Source organism: Streptomyces sp. NPDC006798 (genome assembly GCF_040635975.1).
Lineage (GTDB): Bacteria > Actinomycetota > Actinomycetes > Streptomycetales > Streptomycetaceae > Streptomyces.
Window position 1 is genome coordinate 30,625 of the sequence record NZ_JBEYIS010000031.1, and the last position, 17,281, is coordinate 47,905.

At 74.1% G+C, this 17,281-nt stretch carries 9 protein-coding genes; 7 read left to right on the forward strand and 2 right to left on the reverse strand.

Annotated features, from left to right (window positions below; translation table 11 throughout):
* The first annotated feature begins 423 nt into the window (after positions 1–423).
* From ABZ714_RS21440 to ABZ714_RS21465, 6 genes are all read left to right on the forward strand, one after another.
* Entirely contained in the window at positions 424–1,284 is an 861-nt protein-coding gene (locus ABZ714_RS21440; protein WP_358826871.1) for a DUF4132 domain-containing protein, read from the forward strand.
* Positions 1,281–6,407 carry a hypothetical protein gene (locus ABZ714_RS21445; RefSeq protein ID WP_358826872.1) on the forward strand — a complete coding sequence of 1,709 codons (5,127 nt, stop codon included), beginning with the start codon at positions 1,281–1,283 and terminating at the stop codon, positions 6,405–6,407. Before ABZ714_RS21440 ends, ABZ714_RS21445 begins: the two co-directional genes overlap by 4 nt.
* Positions 6,404–7,636, forward strand: a complete 1,233-nt coding sequence (locus ABZ714_RS21450) for an AAA family ATPase (protein WP_358826873.1) — start codon at positions 6,404–6,406, stop codon at positions 7,634–7,636. Before ABZ714_RS21445 ends, ABZ714_RS21450 begins: the two co-directional genes overlap by 4 nt.
* The gene (locus ABZ714_RS21455) at positions 7,636–11,304 is read left to right on the forward strand and encodes a DUF5682 family protein (protein WP_358826874.1); all 3,669 of its coding nucleotides are present in this window, start codon (positions 7,636–7,638) and stop codon (positions 11,302–11,304) included. Before ABZ714_RS21450 ends, ABZ714_RS21455 begins: the two co-directional genes overlap by 1 nt.
* On the forward strand, positions 11,301–13,064 hold the full coding sequence (locus ABZ714_RS21460; RefSeq protein ID WP_358826875.1) for a hypothetical protein: 1,764 nt from the start codon (positions 11,301–11,303) through the stop codon (positions 13,062–13,064). The genes ABZ714_RS21455 and ABZ714_RS21460 overlap by 4 nt, the downstream gene beginning before the upstream one ends.
* Before the next feature lie 1,069 nt (positions 13,065–14,133).
* On the forward strand, positions 14,134–15,366 hold the full coding sequence (locus ABZ714_RS21465) for a right-handed parallel beta-helix repeat-containing protein (RefSeq protein ID WP_358826876.1): 1,233 nt from the start codon (positions 14,134–14,136) through the stop codon (positions 15,364–15,366).
* An 82-nt stretch (positions 15,367–15,448) separates the two neighbouring features.
* Here the strand turns inward: ABZ714_RS21465 and ABZ714_RS21470 are convergent, their stop codons facing one another.
* A complete protein-coding gene (locus tag ABZ714_RS21470) occupies positions 15,449–15,922 on the reverse strand; it encodes a hypothetical protein (protein WP_358826877.1) in 474 nt (157 codons plus the stop codon).
* Positions 15,923–16,073: 151 nt separating this feature from the next.
* Between ABZ714_RS21470 and ABZ714_RS21475 the strand changes: the two genes are divergently transcribed.
* Positions 16,074–16,778 carry a sigma-70 family RNA polymerase sigma factor gene (locus ABZ714_RS21475; protein ID WP_358826878.1) on the forward strand — a complete coding sequence of 235 codons (705 nt, stop codon included), beginning with the start codon at positions 16,074–16,076 and terminating at the stop codon, positions 16,776–16,778.
* Here the strand turns inward: ABZ714_RS21475 and ABZ714_RS21480 are convergent.
* Positions 16,662–17,183: a hypothetical protein gene (locus ABZ714_RS21480; protein ID WP_358826879.1), complete on the reverse strand. Its 522-nt coding sequence runs from the start codon at positions 17,181–17,183 to the stop codon at positions 16,662–16,664. The genes ABZ714_RS21475 and ABZ714_RS21480 overlap by 117 nt on opposite strands.
* Positions 17,184–17,281 lie beyond the last annotated feature (98 nt).

A 17,281-nucleotide genomic window follows, 5' to 3' on the forward strand; every position in this document is an offset into this window, starting at 1 on the left:
CCCCCGGGCGCCGCTGTGGCCTCCGGCCCACGAGCCACCGTCCGCCCGCTGTCGCATGGGCAGCGCTGTCCGTCCCGGGCCTCACGGCGGAAGAGGGACGACCCGGCCCTCCGTACCCCGTACCCTCGCCGGACCGCCTCGGCGTGACCCGCCCGTTCCGCCGTACGGAAAGGACCCGCCGGGCCGCCGCCCGCCGACGGCCGCGGTGGCGCGAAGTGATGCCCCGATACTCCGGTCCGCACTCCGGGCCGCGTGAACAGCGGGGCGAAACGTTTCGGTCCGACGGGCCCGCGGACCGCTCGGGGCCCGTTGTCACTGGGGTCGCCTAAAGTCTCTCCCACTCGTCACGGCGCGTCGCCGTTGACAGGTCTCATCAGCGTGCCGCCGGTCCGGCGGTGTCGGGGAACCATGGGGGAACAGCGCATGGGGTGGGTATCCGCGGGCGACTACGAGGTCGCCCTGGAGGCGGGCAAGGTGGTCTGCCGCAACGGGCAGGGCCGGCGGCTGAAAACCGTCCCGGCCAAACTCAAGGACGATCCGGCGGTCGTCGGGCTGCGGCAGCTGACCGAGTGGCTGGAACGGCACGAGCGGCGGTGCCTGACCGAGGTCGAGCAGTGGATGGTCCGCTCGCTGCCCGTTCCCGCGGCCGTACTCGCCCGGGTCTGGCCCGACCCGGCGTGGCGGGCGGCCCTGCGGGACGTGGTGGTGACCGGGGCGGACGGCGGGGTCGCCGGGTTCCTGCGCGATGTCGACCCCGGTCGCGGACTCGGCCTCGTCGACCTGGACGGCGACACGGTCCGTATCGCCCCGGACGTCGTCCGGCTGCCCCATCCCGTCCTCCTGGACGAGCTGGACGATCTGCGGGAGTTCGCGGTCGAGCTGGAGGTGCGCCAGAACGTGGAGCAGTTGTTCCGCGAGGTGTGGCACCGCCCGGTGGACCTCGCCCCGGACACCACCTCCGTGGACACCTACGCGGGCGGGGTCTTCAAGGAGCTCCGCTTTCTGCACGGCCGCGTCACCCAGCTCGGGTACCGGTCGCGCGGCGGATACGCGGTCTGCCAGGTCGTCGAGGACGGCGTCGGCACCGAGGCGCGGATCTGGATCGGCGAGCACGACGGCTACGACGCGTACGACACCGAGACGGGCCCCCTGGGCTGGACCGACCCCGCCGGGCGCGCCCTGACGGCCGCCGAAGTCGGCCCCGTGGCGTGGTCCGAGGGCATGCGCATGGCGGCGGCGCTCTACGCCGGCCGCGATGTGGAAGACGAGGAGCAGGCGGCATGAGCACCACGACCACGGACATCCGTACGACCAGCACGTCCACCACGGACATCACGGCCGCCGGGCCGGAGTCCGGCGCGGCTCACGCGGCGGCCCTGCTGGACGCGGGCGCGATCCTCCCCGCCGGGACCACCGACCGGGACGACGCCGACGCGCTGACCGCCCGGACCTACACCCACACCGCACTCGGCGACCGCCCCGTGGTCCGGCTCGTACCGGGCACCCTCGGGGAGGCCGAGGACCTGGCCCTGGAGTTCCTGGGGCTGGCCCGGACCGCCGAGGCCCCCGTCGTGGGCCAGGTGCGCCGCGAGACGCTGGGCTTCCCCGCCTGGGCCCTGGTCAACGATCCGGCCAACGGGCACCACGCCCTGGCCCTGGTCAAGGACATCGAGCGGCTGGGCCGGCAGGCCAAGAGCCGCGCCGGGGCGGCCAAGGAGGGCTTCGACGCCCTCGGCACCCGGCTCGGCCGGGCCGTGCCCCACTTCCTCCCCACCTACTACGAGCAGGTGGCGCGCCTCTTCCTGGAGGCCGAGAACACCTCCTACGCGGCGTCCTTCTTCGGCAAGGCCCGGGAGGCCGAGCGGGTGCACGGGCTGGCCGTGGACGAGGACCGGCAGCGGGCCGTCTTCCTGGAGTTCGCCTTCGCCGGGGCGCTGACCGTGAAGGCGCTGCGGCAGTACGTACGGGACCTGGCGGCCCGGCTGGCACCGGCGGACGCCTGGGCGCAGTTCCGCCGGCTGCTGGTCGAGCGCTGCGGTGCCGGGATGCCGCCGTACGCGGCGCTGCCCCAGGACGTACGCGCGCTGGTCAAGGAGGCCGGGCTGGACCGGGAGACCGCCGAACGCGAGCTGGTGGGCGATCTGATCGGCTCGCCGGGCGTCGTCCGCGCCCCCGCCTCGTTCTGGACGGCCTACCGTCCCGCCCTGATCGCCCTCGCCCGGCGGGACGTGGCCGTACGCGTCCGGCTCCTCGGCTTCTTCCCGGAGCACTTCGGCGAGAACGACCGGGACGAGAATGAGCGGACCGGCTGGCTCGCGCTGCTGGCGGAGTCCGGCGCGGAGGAGTTGCTGACCGCCCTCCCGGACGCCTCCGGCGGCCCGGTCGTCTCCGCCGCGGAGTGGCTCGGCCGCTGGGAGGCGCACCGCAGGCGCAACCGGGCCTTCTGCGGCCGCGGCCCGGAGACCCTCGGCCTCGTCGCCCGGATGGCGGACCGGCTGCGGGCCGACGGGGATCCCGTCGAGCTGTTCCAGGGCCGCTGGCGGCGCACCGCCGACCTGGACCTCCTCGATCTCTGTCTGGCCTCGGACGTCCCGGTCGCCGAACCGGGCGAGGGCGACGGCGACTACATGTCGACCCCGGTGCTCCCGCTCGGCACCTGGCTCGCCGACGAGGCGCCCGGCGCGCGGGACCTCGTCGCCGTCGCCGGACGGCCGGTCTTCCGCTCCCTGCTGAGCCGGACCGTCGGCGGCCTCGGCGGCGGACGCGGTCAGCAGTTGAAGGAAGCCGACCTGGCGAGGCTGGCGGCGCATCCGGTGCTCTCCGGCATCCTGCGGGAGTGGCTGACCGCCCGCGCGAGGGAGTACACGGAGGCGGTCGGGCTGCCCCGGCTGCTCACCACGTACAACAGGATCTCGGCGTTCCGTCCGGTGGTCGCGGATGTCGCCCCCGAGGCGGTACGGCTGCTCGAAGGCCATGACGTCGTACCGGTGCTCGCCGCCACGCTGCGTACCGGTGTCCTCGACGAACTGGGCTGGCCGGCCCTCGACGAGACGTACGCCGAACTGGCCGCCGAGTCCGCCGCCGCGCATCAGGGGCGCCACCGGTCGCGGGGAGTCGTCGTCACCGGCGCCTGGCCCGCACTGATCCTGAACACGTCTCAACGGGCCGTCGTCGTCGGCCCCGAAGGCGTTCTGCTCCGGCACGAGCTGCGGCTGCCCGCCACCGTCGTCGAGAACGTGGCGCTCTCCTTCCACTACGTCGACGGCGAACTGCTGGTCATCTGGTGGGAGGACGGCAAGCAGCGGGGCTACTGGTCGAACCGCCCCGGCGAGGTGTTCGCCGTCGGCGGCGAGCAGACCTCGCGCTGGGGCAACGCCGGCCCCTCCGAAGGGGCCTGTCTGCCGCTGCCCGGCGGTGGCCGCGCCACCGGCGGCAAGGCCCTGCACGCGGGTGACACATCACTGCCGCCGCAGCGCGCCGTCCTCTCCGACGGCACCGGTTACTGGCGGGCGGGCCGTCAGGGCACCCAGCGGGTGTGGCTGGAGTACGACCCGGCGACCGGCGCGCACGGCCGGGCATCGCTGCCCGCCTTCCTCCGCGCCGGGGTACGGGACGGCAGCCGTCTGCTCACCGAGCGCTGCCAGGTGCTGCCCCTCCAGCCGGGGCTGGAGAACACGCCGTTGGGCACGGACGGTACGGTCCTCGGCCGCTGGGTCCGCCGTACGGTCGCCGAGCCGGGCGCCGCCGCCCCGGCGGACGGGCACCGGATCGTCGCGGGCACCCCCGACGGACACACCGTCTCCCTGCCCGGCGGTGGTTCGCCGGTACCGATCGGCGCCCTCACGCTGCCCGGTGGTTCGCGTCCGGTCCTGGCCGTCACCGGGCGGTTCGTCGAAGCCCATCCGGCGGACACCGACGGCGCCGGTGGCGATCTGTGGTCCGTCGCCACCGACTCCGCCGGGCGGGACGCGGCGGCGGGCACCCCCTATGTGCCGCCCGTCGTCTACTGGCACGCCCTGCGGACGCGCGACGAAGCCGGTTCCCTCGCCCTGCGGAACCTGACGGACGCCCGGGCGGAGGAGCTGGTCAAGGAGGTCGCCACCGCGATCGCCGCGCATCTGAAGGCGTTCCGGGCGGCCGAGAAGTACACCGGGCCCAGCTCTCGGGAGCTGACGGAGGAGGCCGTCGCCCGGGTACTGCCCGAGGTGTCGGACGCTCGGCTGCGGAGCGGGGTCACCGCGACCGTCTGCGACGCGGTGTACCGGGCCACCGCCCTCGTCCGGTATCTGGCACCGCCCGAGCCGGTCCGGGCGGCCGACCCCCGCACCACCGCCCGCACGGAGGGCATGTTCTTCGACCGCTCGCCCGAGCAGGCCGACGATCTGAGCCTGTCGCAGGCCACTGCCTGGGGCTCGGACCGGATGTACCGCGGCTGGTGGGGCTCCGACGCCCGTTGGTCCCTGATCCGGCAGCTCCTCGCCGTCAACCACGTACTCGGCGGTGAGCCCGCGTACGGGCCGGCCGTGCCGTCCGGGGCTCCGTTCACGGCCGTGGACGGCTGGCGGCGGGACGGGCACACGGTTCCCGTCCAGTCCCCGGACTGGACGTCGCTGCTCGACGTACTCCCCGAACTCGCCTACCGGGCCGCGTCGGCGGCCACCTCGCCGGAGCACCGGGCCGGGCTGCTGGTCCTGCTCGACACGGTCGCCGAGGGCCCGCTGGCCGATCCGGCGGGCACCGTACGCCGGATCAGGCTCACCGAGCTGTCGCCCGCCACGGCGTCCGGGCAGAGCCGAAAGGACCTGACCCCGCTCGGCCAGGTGTTCCGCAACGGAGACCGCACCGTCGTCGTCATCGCCGACGGCGGCTGGAACTCGCTGCGGGGCCAGCCGCGCTGGCTGGCCCTGGACCACGACCCCGCCGGTGTCTTCGGGCCGGTTCCCGGCTTCGCCCTGGAGGGCGAGCACGTCTTCCGGCAGGGCACCGCCCCCGACCGGCTCACCCGGCTCACCGCCCTCGTCCGGGAGCGGGGTCCCGCGCCCTGGCGCCCGGAGGCGGCCGAGGCGTTCCACGCGGCCACCGGTATCGGACCGCTCCAGGCCACGGCCCTGCTCTCCGCCGCCGTCGAGGAACCCGGTGCCGAGGCGCTGGCGCTGCTCGGGGTCAAGACGCGCGCCCTCCAGGACGCCCAGACGAAACTGGACGCCCTGCCCTCGGCCGACCGGTACGCGGTACGGAAGGCCCTGCTCCCGGCCGACCCGGCCGAGCTGTGGTCCACGGGCCCGGACGTCCCCGGCGCCGCCGGGGTCTGGCGGGAGCGGCTGGGCGCGGTCGTCCGTGTCCCCGAGGAGTTGGAGCTCGATCTGACGGGCACCGCGCAGGGCTCCGTCGACCTGGTCCTCAACGCGGCCTCCCGGACCTGGTCGGCCGGGGGCACCCCGATCGAGGACGGCACCAACCGGCCGGGCCTGCGCCGGGTGGGCGCGTACGGCACGATCGGCTCCGCCCTGACCGCCCTGCGGACCCTCGCCTACACATTGCCGTACGGGCATCCGCTGCGGTCCTGCCTGGTCACCGGCCTCGCGGGCCTGCGCCGCCCGCTGCGTGACCCGGAGCTGGTGCTGGACCTGGGGCTGCAGTGGACCGAGGAGGGCAATCCGATCGGCCCCGTGATCCGCGCCGCCCTTCAGCTTCCGGAGTCCGGAGGCGCGGGGTCCGACGGCCTGGTCCGGTCCGGTACGGCGCTGCTCCTGGCGCCCGACGAGAGGAACGGCGAGCGGCTGCTGATCCGCCCGGCGGGCCTGCTGGGCGCCGGCGACCCGGCGTTCGGCCTGATCGAGGGCATCGCCCAGGGGCACCGGCGGGCCGAGGTCCGTGCCCTGCGCGACCTGCTGTCGGAGGAGACCGACGCCCTGGTCTCGGCGGGCGCCCCCGACGGCACTCCGCACTACCCGGCCCAGGATCCGACGCGTACGGTGCCGGAGCTGGTGGCCGAGGCCGCCGAGGTCATCGGCCTTGGCGCCGACGCCGCCGCCCTGTATCTGATGCTGCTCGCCCTGCCCGACCCGACGGACCGCAACTGCGTCCGCTGGACGGGGTGGAAGCCGGCCCGGGTCAAGAAGGCGCGGGCGGAACTGGCCGCCACCGATCTGGTGGTGGAGGCCAAGCGGGCCCGCGCCGGGCGTGCCCTCTTCCTGCCCTGCGGCTGGCTGGAGCGCTCGGCGCCCGGTCTGCCGCTGGAAACCTGGAAGGAAAAGCTGTACCCGGTGGTGGGATCCGCCCGGACCCTGCCCCACCTCCCCGTGTCCGAGCTGTTCGCCGCGGCCTGGTCACGGGCGCGCGGCGGCGACGCCCCCGCCTTCGAGGAACTGGACACCCGCGCAACCCGGAAGGGCCGCCGCCGATGAGCGACAGCACGAACCCCACCGACACTCTCACCTCGGGCGGATCCCCCGACCCGGCGGGGGCTTCCGCCGGCCCGGCGGGCCGGAAGAACCGGCAGGTCGTCCCGCCGGAGGACCGGTACGCCACCGAGCTGGCCTTCCTCGCCGCCCACGACCCGGGGCCGCGGCCTCCCGGCTGGCTGCTCACTCCGCGCGCCGTCGTCACCTTCGTGATGGGCAGCGGGGGCGAGGCACTCGGGCTGCCGAAGGGCGTACGGCCCGGCGCCGGGATACCGGTCCGCCTGGTGATCGAGCAGAAGTTCGTCGGCGAGCGCGCCCTGGTCGAGCGGTGTGTGGTCACCCTCGCCGGGGAGCGGGGGCTGCTGCTCGTGGGCGAGCCCGGTACCGCCAAGTCCCTGCTCTCCGAGCTGCTGTCGGCGGCCGTCTGCGGTACCAGCGCGCTCACCGTGCAGGGCACCGCGGGCACCACCGAGGACCAGCTCAAGTACGGCTGGAACTACGCGCTGCTGCTCGCCCAGGGCCCCACCGAGCAGGCCCTGGTGCCGTCCCCGGTGCTCACCGCCATGACCCGGGGCGCCGTGGCCCGCGTCGAGGAGGTGACCCGCTGTCTGCCCGAGGTCCAGGACTCGCTGGTGTCGCTGCTCTCCGAGCGGCGGATCGCGGTGCCCGAACTCGCGGGCGGTGAGGGTTCGCAGCTGCACGCGGCCCCCGGGTTCACCCTGATCGCCACCGCCAACCTCCGGGACAGGGGCGTCTCGGAGATGTCGGCCGCGCTGAAGCGGCGGTTCAACTTCGAGACGGTGGGCCCGATCGGGGACGCGGACGTCGAGACGGCGCTCGTCCGGAGCCAGTCGCGGGCGGCCGTCGAACGCGCGGGCACCGCCTACCAGGTGGACGACGCCGTGCTGGAGGCCCTGGTCACCGCCTTCCGGGATCTGCGCGACGGCCGCTCGGCGGAGGGCTGGGAGGTGGAGCGGCCCTCCACGGTGATGAGTACCGCGGAGGCGGTCTCCGTCGCGGGCTCGCTCGGTCTGGCCGCCGCCTTCTTTCCCGGCGACCGGGACGTCCTCTCCCTCCTCCCCGGCCATCTGCTCGGAGTCGTACGCAAGGACGACCCCGCCGACGCGGCGCGGCTGCTGGGTTACTGGGACGGTCCGGTGCGCAGGCGCGCGGAGCAGGGCTCGGCGACCTGGCGTGCCCTGTGGGAGCTGCGCTCGGTGCTGGAGGGCTGATGACGGAGCGTCCGACGACCCCGGAGGGCGCGGTGGCCGCCCTGGCGGCCACCGCCCCCGGGCTGCCGTATCTGATCGGGGTGCGCCATCACGCGCCCTCGCTCGCCGCCGCTCTCCCGGCCCTGCTGGACGCGGCGGCCCCCGATGTCCTGCTCGTCGAACTGCCGGCCGACTTCCAGCCCTGGCTGGGCTGGCTGGCCCATGAGGAGACCGAGGCCCCGGTGGCGCTGGCCGCCGTACCCGGGGACGGGACGGGGACGGCGGGTGAGCGGGGGCCCGCCTTCTATCCGTTCGCCGATTTCTCGCCCGAGCTGGTCGCCCTGCGGTGGGCGGCGCGGAACGGGATCCCGGCCGTGGCCTGCGATCTGCCGCTGGCCGACCGGGCCTGGGTCCGGGGCGGTCCGGACGGGGCCGCCGGTACGGGCCCGGCTCCCGGGCCCTCGGCCGTAGCCGGGGAGGGACACGGGCTGTCCGCCGCCCTGCGGTCCCGGCTCACCGGCCGGGACGGCGACGACCTGTGGGACCGGCTGGTCGAGGCCCCCGCCCCCGGTTCGGCACCCGAGGCGGTGCGCCGGGCCGCGCTGCTCACCGGCTGGGCCCTTCGGTACGAGGCCGAGTCGCGGGGAGGTGTGGACGGTACGGACCTGGCGCGTGAGGCGTATATGCGCGAACGTCTCGCCGAGGCGCTGGCGGACGGACGGCGGCCCGCCGTGGTGGTGGGGGCCTTCCACACCCCGGCGCTGCTGCCGTCCGCCTCCTCCGGGCCCGCATCGGGCGAGCCGGGTACGGGCCGGGAGGACGACACCACCGGTGAGCCGGTGTGCACGGTCTCCCTGATCCCCTATACCTATCCGCTGCTCGACTCCCGGTCCGGGTATCCGTCCGGCATCCGGGACCCGGAGTGGCAGCACACCGTCCTCGAAGCGGCCGGGGACCCGGCGGCCCTCCACGAGGCGCTGATCCGTACCGCCGTCCGGATCTGCGCCGACCTGCGCGAACACGGTCACCCCTACGGCCCGGCGGAGGGCCGGGAGATCGTCCGGGTCGCCGCCGACCTGGCCCGGCTCCGCGACCTGCCCGCCCCCGGCAGGGGCGAACTCCTGGAGGCCGTGCAGTCGGTCCTCGGGCGCGGCGAGACCCACGGCACGGGCCGGGCGGTCGCCCGGTCGCTCGAACGGGTCCTCGTCGGCGCCCGCACCGGACGGCCCGCCCCCGCCGCCCCGCGCGGCGGACTGGGCCCCGCGGTGGAGGCCGAGACCGCGGCGCTCTCGCTCCCCGGCCCCGGCGACGCGCACGAGAAGGCGCCGCGCGATCTCCGGCTCGACCCGGCCCGCTCCGGACTCGACGGACGACGCGAACTGCTGCTGCGCAGGCTGACGGTGTGCGGTGTCCCCTACGCGCGGGAACAGGGGGTGACGGGCGCCGGGGGTACGGAGGGGCTGACCACGCGCTGGCAGGTGCGGTGGACTCCGGCGACGGACGCGATGCTCACCGCCGCCGGGGCCCGCGGGGTCACCCCCGCCCAGGCGGCCGAGGGAGTGCTGCGGCAGCGGCACGCGGCCGAGCGCGCCGCGGGCGGCCCCACCGCCGCCCAGGTCGTACGGGGTCTGACGGAGGCCGCCGAGTGCGGACTGCCCGTACTGGCCGGTGAACGGCTCACCGAACTGGCGGCCGTACTCCCGTCCGGCGGCACCCTGCCCGAACTCCTCGCCGGGCTCGACCTCCTGGACCGGATCGCGGCGGGCCATCTGCCGGGCCCGGCCGCCCCGGACACCACGTCGGGCCGCGAAACGGCCGGGGCCTCCCCCGGTGCTGGCGCCGGTGGCTTCTCCGATGTCGGCGTCGGTGTCGCGGACGCGGCGGAGCTGCTGACGGCCGCCGCGGTCCGGCAGGTCGACGGCCTGACCGGATCCGAGGAGCCCGAGGACGCCCGCGCCCTGCTGGAACTGGCCCAGCGCGCGGACCGGGTGGGCGGCATCCGGCTGACCGACGCCCTCGCCCGGCTGGTCGCGAACGGCACCCCGCTGATCGCCGCCGCCGCCGGGGCCGTCCGGGTGCTCACCGGCCACGACGAGGCGGAGACGTTCGGGATACGCGTCGCCTCCTGGGTCGACGCGGCCGTGGACGGCGCCTCCCGGGCCGCGCTCACCGCCCGCCTGACCGGAGTCCTGACGGCGGCGGGCCCGCTCCTGACCGTCGGCGCCGGTGCCCTGGATCCGCTGCTGCACCGCGTGGTCGAGCTGGACGACACCGCGTTCCTGGCCCGGCTGCCCGCTTTGCGTGGTGGTTTCGAGACCCTGAGCCCCGCCGCGCGGGACCGGCTGCTGGAGACCGTCGAGGAGCGGCTGGGCGAGCGGGTGGACGGCCCCGACATCGAGGACCCGGCCGAACTGGCCCGCCGTACGGCCGCCGACCTCGCGGCCCGCGACCTCCTGACCGGCCTCGGCCTGCCCGTTTCGGCTCCGGCACACGACGACCCGCGGCCCCCGGCGAGTGCCGTCCCCCGCCCGGCGGCGACCGCCGCACCCCGGTCCGGCACGGGCGGCGCCGCCGACCCCGTACGGACCCCGGCACCCGCCGACCGCTGGCGGCTCGTGCTCGGCCGCCGCCCCGACCGGCTGCCGTCCGGCGCCGCCCGCCTGGCGACCGCCCTCGACGAGCTGTACGGCTCGGGACACGGCGAAGGCTCCCGGGGCGGTACGGCCGCCCCCGGCCGAGGGGGACGCGAGGCGCCCTTCCCCGGCGTCCGCGAATGGTCCGAGGAGCTGGCCGCGCTGTTCGGCCCCGGAATCCGCGAGGAAGTCCTCGCCGCCGCTGCCGCGACCGGCCGGACGGATGTGTTCACCGCGCTCGACCCGGCCGCCGCCACCCCCTCCGTGGAGCTGCTGCGTACGGTCCTGCGGTACGCGGGCGGCCTGCCCGAGGCCCGCCTGGCGGCGCTGCGCCCCCTGGTCCGCCGCCTGGTCGACGAACTGACCCGGCAGCTCGCCACCCGGCTGCGGCCCGCCCTCACCGGCACGACGACGGCCCGCCCCACCCGTCGCCCCGGCGGACGGCTGGACCTGCCCCGTACGCTGCGCGCCAATCTGGCCACCGCCCGCCGGACGGCCGACGGGACGGTCCGGGTGATCCCCGAGAAGCCGGTGTTCCGCGCCCGCGCCCGCCGGTCGGCCGACTGGCGGCTGATCCTGGTCACCGACGTCTCCGGTTCCATGGAGGCGTCCACGATCTGGTCGGCGCTGACCGCGTCCGTACTGGCCGGGGTGCCGACCCTGAGCACCCACTTCCTCGCCTTCTCCACCGAGGTCATCGACCTCACCGGCCATGTCCACGACCCCCTCTCGCTCCTGCTGGAGGTGAGTGTGGGCGGCGGCACGCACATCGCCGCCGGACTGCGGCACGCACGCGAACTCATCACCGTGCCCACCCGCACGATCGTCGTCGTCATCAGCGACTTCGAGGAGGGCGCCCCGCTCGGCGGACTGCTCGCCGAGGTCCGGAATCTGGTAGCCACCGGCTGCCATGTCCTCGGCTGCGCGAGCCTGGACGACGCGGGACGGCCCCGCTACTCGACGGGGATCGCCGGACAGCTCGTGGCCGCCGGAATGCCCGTGGCCGCGCTCAGCCCGCTCGAACTGGCCCGCTGGATAGGGGAGAAGACCGGATGACCGCCGTCGAGTTGCCCTCCGTAGCGCCGGAGGTCACCGCCGCCCTGGTGGAGGACCTCTCCCCCCGGCTGCGCAAGCGGCTGGACGCGGCGGTCGCCAAACTCGCCGCCCGCCCGGTCCGCCGAGACGGGGACACGGTGACGATCGCGGTCGACGACGAGACCGAACTGCGCCTCCACGCGCCGGGCGGCGTGGTGGCGACGGCGGACGCCATCCGCTGCGGCTGCCTCCTCGCCCCGGCCTGTGTCCACCGCGCGGCCGCCGCCTGCGCAGCCCCCACGGCGGATCCGGCCCCCGAGCCCGCGACGGCACCCGAACCGACCCCGTACACCGACAACCTGCCGGACGCTCCGGCCGAGACCGCGAGCCCGGCCGAACGTACCGCGGCCGGGGCCCTGTGGTCGGCGGGGGCCGCCGTACTGGAGGCCGGTGTCGACGGCGCCGGCGCCGTCGCCCAGGCGGCGCTCCTGCGCGCCGCCCACACCGCTCGGCTCCGGTCCCTGCCGCGCGCCGCGGGCGCCGCGGTCTCCGTCGTCGCCCTGCTGCGCGCGGCCCGCGCCGGAGACCCCTCGTACCGTACGGCCGACCTCGTCACCGCCCTCGCCGAACTCCTGGGCACCGCGCACCGGGTGGGCACGGCGACCGGACCGGAGCTGGCCGCCGTCAAGGGCCGGGCCCGCCGCCCGTACACCCCGGACGGGTCGCTGCGCCTCTACGGCCTGTTCACCGAACCCGTGGTCACCGACTCGGGCCACGGCGGCGCCCGTACCTGGGTCGCCGGACCGGACGGACGGCTCTTCACAGCCGGTGACGTGGCACCCGGCGGCGCCGGGCGGGCCGTGGGCGTGGCCGACCGTGCCGTACGGCTCGGGGACAGCGCGCTCACCCACCGGGAGCTGGGCCGGGCCGGACTGGCGGTCTCGGGGGCGACGGTCTCCCCGGACGGCCGACTGGGCGCGGGGAAGGGCGTCAAGGCCGTCTCGGCCAAGGGGGTGGCCTGGACGGAACCGCCGCTCGCCGCGCTCTGGGAGCCACCGCCGTCCCAGCAGGTCGCCAGAGCCCTCGGATCCGCTTCCCCCGACACGGACCCGTTCGGCGGCGGTGACGACCTGCTCTTCCTGGACGTCGAACTGCTCGGCGCCGTGAAGGAGTCGGGCGGTATCTGCCTGCTCGCCCGGTGCGACGGCGGGATCGCCGTCCGGCTCACGGTCGCCGACGACGACCCGGCGCTGGCCCACCGGGACAATCTGATGCTGCTGGCCACGGCACCGGGGACACGGCTGCGGATCATCGGACGCCTGGTGCCCGCCCTCCACCCCCGGCTCACCCTGCTCGCCTGCTCGCATCCCACCGGCGAGGGCACGATCGACCTCGGCTTCGACCGGCTGGGCCGCGCCGACCTCCCCGCCCCGGGCGCCGCCCCGCCCCCGGTCCCGTACGAGCCCGGCGGATTCGGCGACCACTCGCCCCTGCATCTCCTGGCCCGCCGCGTGGACCAGACGGTCCCGGCGGGGCGCGCCGCCCTCGGCATACTCGGCGACGTCTCCGCCGAGAGCCACCGCCTCCGCCGGGCGGGCCTGCCGACGGCCGCCGACCTCCTCACCGCCCTCCGCGCGTCGGCGGGCCGCCGCGCGCGCGACCCCTTCGGCCGCCTGCTGCCCGCCGACACCGACGGCTTCGCCACACACTGGCTCGCCGCCGCCCGCTATGTGTCAGCCGTCTCCGATGCGCTGTGCGTGGCGGCCTGGGAACCGAGGTGAGGGCGGCCGTTCCATGATGCCCGGCGGCAGATGCCGAGGATCCCCGGGGGGCGAAGACGCTTCGGCCCCGGGATCCGAAGTACGGCTCAGCGCCGGACCGAGATCCGGTATCGCGGGTACCGGACAAGGCCCGGCCAACCCTGTTTGCGGATACCGCAGGCGAGGACGACCCCCGTACCCCGTTGCTTGGTTTGCTGTCGTACAGGTAATAGCACCAGGCAACGTGGCGGCCACGGCTGTCGAGGTCGACCCATGACGATGGGCATGACGGCGGCCACGGCCACCGCCACCCGGGCCGGCGCCAGGACCCGGACGCGGGCCCGGCGGCCCCACGACCAGCCACGGATGAGAAGTCATCGGGAGAGCAGTGATATCCGGGCGAAGCGGATCGGTCGGGATCCCGCCCGCTCCTCGGTGCCATGACGCATGCACATGCCCTTCTGACACGCGCGGGGCCCGGTGTCCCGCACCCCAGGGCATCCTCACACCCGCCTCTCGGGTACCCGCACCACCCTTTCTCCCGCACCCCGCGCGACCGCGCTCCGCCGACAATGAACGTGTCACCCCCCGGAGCCGACGGGGCGATGTCCTCACCGGGCGTGACGCGGCACAGGAAGCGGAGGATTCCGCTACGTGGCCGGAAGCGACCAGCCGCCCCTCCCGGGCGGGGCTCGGCTGATCCGGCGGCCGTACAGGCCGTCGCACCCACCCGTTACTGATCAACGGATTAACAAATCAGTAGGGGGCGTCGCTATTTCGGGGCTCACGTAGTGATCCTCTTCGAGATCATTTTCCATCCCGAAGCCGACAAGAACGCGATCACACGGACACCAAATCCATCCGACCGGCAGGCTATTCGGTCAGCCTTCACCCGACTTTGGTCATTCTTTGCCGATTCATAGCCCATGTAATTCATTCCCTTGACGCTGTCGGGAGAGGCGGCCCGCCCGTCTCGTCGCCGCGCCCGGGGGCCGGACCGGCCTTCGGGTGATCGGGAACACCAAGCCACAGGGAATGGGGTCTCGACATGATCCGCCTTTCCGGAGCAGCCTCCCCCAGATGGTTCGCCGTGGCCGGAGCCGCCGCGCTCATCGGGGTCACGGTACCCGCGCAGTCGGCCCACGCCACGGTGCTGACCTGCGGGCAGACCGTGACGACGAGTGTCGTACTCACGGCCGACCTGCTGAACTGTCCAGGCGACGGGATCGTCGTCGGGGCCGGTGCGATCACCATCGATCTCAATGGGCGCACCGTCGACGGGATCGGTCTGGGTACCGGGATCCGTAACAACGGATTCGCCGGGGTCACCATCACGAACGGCGCCGCGACCGCCGCCCGGGTCGAGCAGTTCGATTACGGGGTCCGGCTCAACGCGGGGACCTCTGGCAATGTGATCGAGAAACTCACCGTCCACAACAACGAGTTCTCGGGTATCGAACTCAACAGCGCCCTCAGCAATAACAAGGTGCGCAACAACCTCATCGACCGGCAGAGCCACAGCGGTATCGCGATCACCGGCGGCGCGGGCGGCAATCTGATCACCGACAACACTCTGACCAACAACCAGGGCTTGGGTGCCGTCGTACGGAACTCCCCCGACAACCGGCTGGAGCGGAACCGGATCACCGGCAGCGGCGGCTCCGCCCTGGCGCTGGAGAACGCCGACCGCGGCACCCTGCTCGCCAATACGGCGGCCGACAGCGGTGATGCCGCGATCACCCTGCGGCTCGGCTCCGACAACAACCTGCTCCAGGGGAACTCGTCCGTCCGCAGCGCCGACGCCGGGCTGATCGTCGCCGACTCCACCGGCAACCGGCTGCTCTCCAACAACCTGCGCAACAGTGGTGACAGCGGGATCGTGCTCCAGGCCGCCCATGGCAACACGGTCACCGGGAACGACGTCAGCCGGAACACCGGCGGGATCGAACTCAGCTCGGCCAACAACAACCTGATCCATACCAATATCGCCAGCGACACCACCGGCGACGGGATCAGCCTGGGGCTCTCCCGCAACAACGACGTCCGGGAGAACCAGACCAGCCGCAACGGCGCCAAGGGCATCCATGTCGTCGGCGACGCGCCGGCCGGGACCGGGAACCAGCTGATCCGTAACACCGCCACCGCCAACCAGGGCGACGGCGTCTACGTCTCCAAGTCCGTCCACACCCTCCAGGGCAACATCGCCCGCGACAACAAGGGCTGGGGCGTCTACACCGAGCCGGGCAACACCGACGGCGGCGGCAACCGGGCCTCCGGCAACGGGCAGGCGGCACAGTGCCAGGGGGTCGTCTGCACGCCCTGATCCGGACGCCGTCCGAGTCCCGTTACGAAGCGGGCGGAGCGCCGGGCCCGGCGCTCCCCCGCACCCCTCTGGGCCCGCCGCCCTACCTCGGCGGGCCCGGCGGCCGGACCGGGCCGCCGCCCGGGTGGGTCGGTCCGCCGCTCCGCCGCCGCCCGTGGAGCTGGAGATAGAGCAGGGCCACGGACTCCTCCGCCCCGTACTCGAACCGCTTCACGACCTTCCCGATCGGGTTCCAGCTCCGCCCGTCGGGCATCCGGACGGCCAGCGGCTGACCGAACAGTTCCCGCTGCTCGGTACTCAGGTCGACCCAGAACCCACCGGCCCGCCGGACCAGTACCTCACCCGCGTACGCGCCGAGCCCGAACAAGGTCTCCGCGGGCCGGGCCCGGTCACCGCCGCCCCGTCTGAGCCCGTCGACCACCCGGTCGACGACCCGCAGGCTCTTCACCGAGTAGTCGAGGGGCAGTCCGACCCTTGCGTTGATCTGCCGGACGAAATCCAAGACGTAGCCATGCGTCTGCGCTGCCGTAGGTAGTGGTTCGACGATCGGCTGCATCGGCACTCACCTTCCCCATCGTGGCCGGGGCCGTCGAACAGCCCCTGAGGAATAAGCGCATGGAGAAGTTCCGCTATCACCCGGGGATAGCGTGACGCGCCGAGCGGAAGGGCACCTTCCGAGGGGGCCGACCGGACCGGGAGGGGATCGCGTGGGTGCAGGTGACGGCGGACTCGAAGCGGACCTGGGCCAGGCGGTCCGCCGGGCGCAGTCCGGGGACGAGACGGCGTTCAGTGTTGTGTACGCGACCGTCCAGCCTGTTCTGCTCCGCCATCTCTCCGGGCTGGTCGGGCCGGACGCGGAGGACGTCGCCTCGGACAGTTGGCTGTACATCGTCCGAAGCCTCGGCCGATTCCACGGCTCGGGCTCCGGCTTCATCGCCTGGGCGGTCACGATCGCCCGCCACCGCGCCGTGGACCATCTGCGCCGCCGCCGGAGCAGACCCCGTACGGACCTCCTGGACCGCGAGATCCATGACTTCCCCGGCCCCCGGGACACGGCCCGGGAGGCGCTGGAGACCATCTCCACCGAACGGGCCCTCTCCCTGGTCGCCGTCCTGCCGGACCATCAGGCCCGGACGGTCCTGCTCCGTGTCGTCATGGGTCTCGACACGGCGGCGACGGCTCATCTGCTCAGGGCCCGTAGATCGGACGTACGGGCCGCCAAGCACCGAGGACTCAATGGTCTGGCGCGGTATCTGGCACTCACAGGTCAGGCCGCGGCACAAGAGCCGAGCACGTCAGTCCTCCGGGGTGAAGAACGGCGTCGGGACGGCCTCCGCCAACCCGAAGAACCCGAAATCGGGGTCGAGCAGCGCCCGGCCCATGAACTCCGAGACCGGCATGTCGAAACGTGACCACTCCCCCGGCCCGAAATCGGAGTTGCGGACAAGAGTCGGCCAGGAGTGCGGAGGGTTTGAGTCGGCCAGCCAGAACATCTCGTCACCGGCTTCTCCTCCGCCCCAGGGAATCAGCCCCTCTCGCCCCGGCCGGTAGATCGGATACGGCGCGTACTGCGACGTATCCGCACCCTCCGAACCCGGCTCGGGGACGGACCGCAGATACACCTGCCAGTCGCTGAGGATGTCCCCACTCTCCTCGGCGCCGATCGACGTCAGATAGTACGCGCCGGAGAACGTTCCGTATCCGAAAGCCTCACACATGCGCTTGTAATCCTCGGGCAGCGACGTCCGCAAGGCGCTTTCCACCGGCCCCCAGGGCAAGGTAAGTCGCTGATCCTGACGCCCGGTCGCCGTCAGCAACCTTTCTACCCACATAAGATCCCCTCCTGATCTGTGACACCAACTGCGCGGCGGGCGGCCCCAAAAGACCGCCCGCCACCCTTTCACTTTTGATTGCC

What these genes read in the sequence shown, in the direction of transcription:
- ABZ714_RS21470 (WP_358826877.1), bottom strand. Translation starts at nt 15,922, where the DNA reads ATGCAGCCGATCGTCGAACCACTACCTACGGCAGCGCAGACGCATGGC.
- ABZ714_RS21460 (WP_358826875.1), top strand. Translation starts at nt 11,301, where the DNA reads ATGACCGCCGTCGAGTTGCCCTCCGTAGCGCCGGAGGTCACCGCCGCC.
- ABZ714_RS21440 (WP_358826871.1), top strand. Translation starts at nt 424, where the DNA reads ATGGGGTGGGTATCCGCGGGCGACTACGAGGTCGCCCTGGAGGCGGGC.
- ABZ714_RS21445 (WP_358826872.1), top strand. Translation starts at nt 1,281, where the DNA reads ATGAGCACCACGACCACGGACATCCGTACGACCAGCACGTCCACCACG.
- ABZ714_RS21450 (WP_358826873.1), top strand. Translation starts at nt 6,404, where the DNA reads ATGAGCGACAGCACGAACCCCACCGACACTCTCACCTCGGGCGGATCC.
- ABZ714_RS21455 (WP_358826874.1), top strand. Translation starts at nt 7,636, where the DNA reads ATGACGGAGCGTCCGACGACCCCGGAGGGCGCGGTGGCCGCCCTGGCG.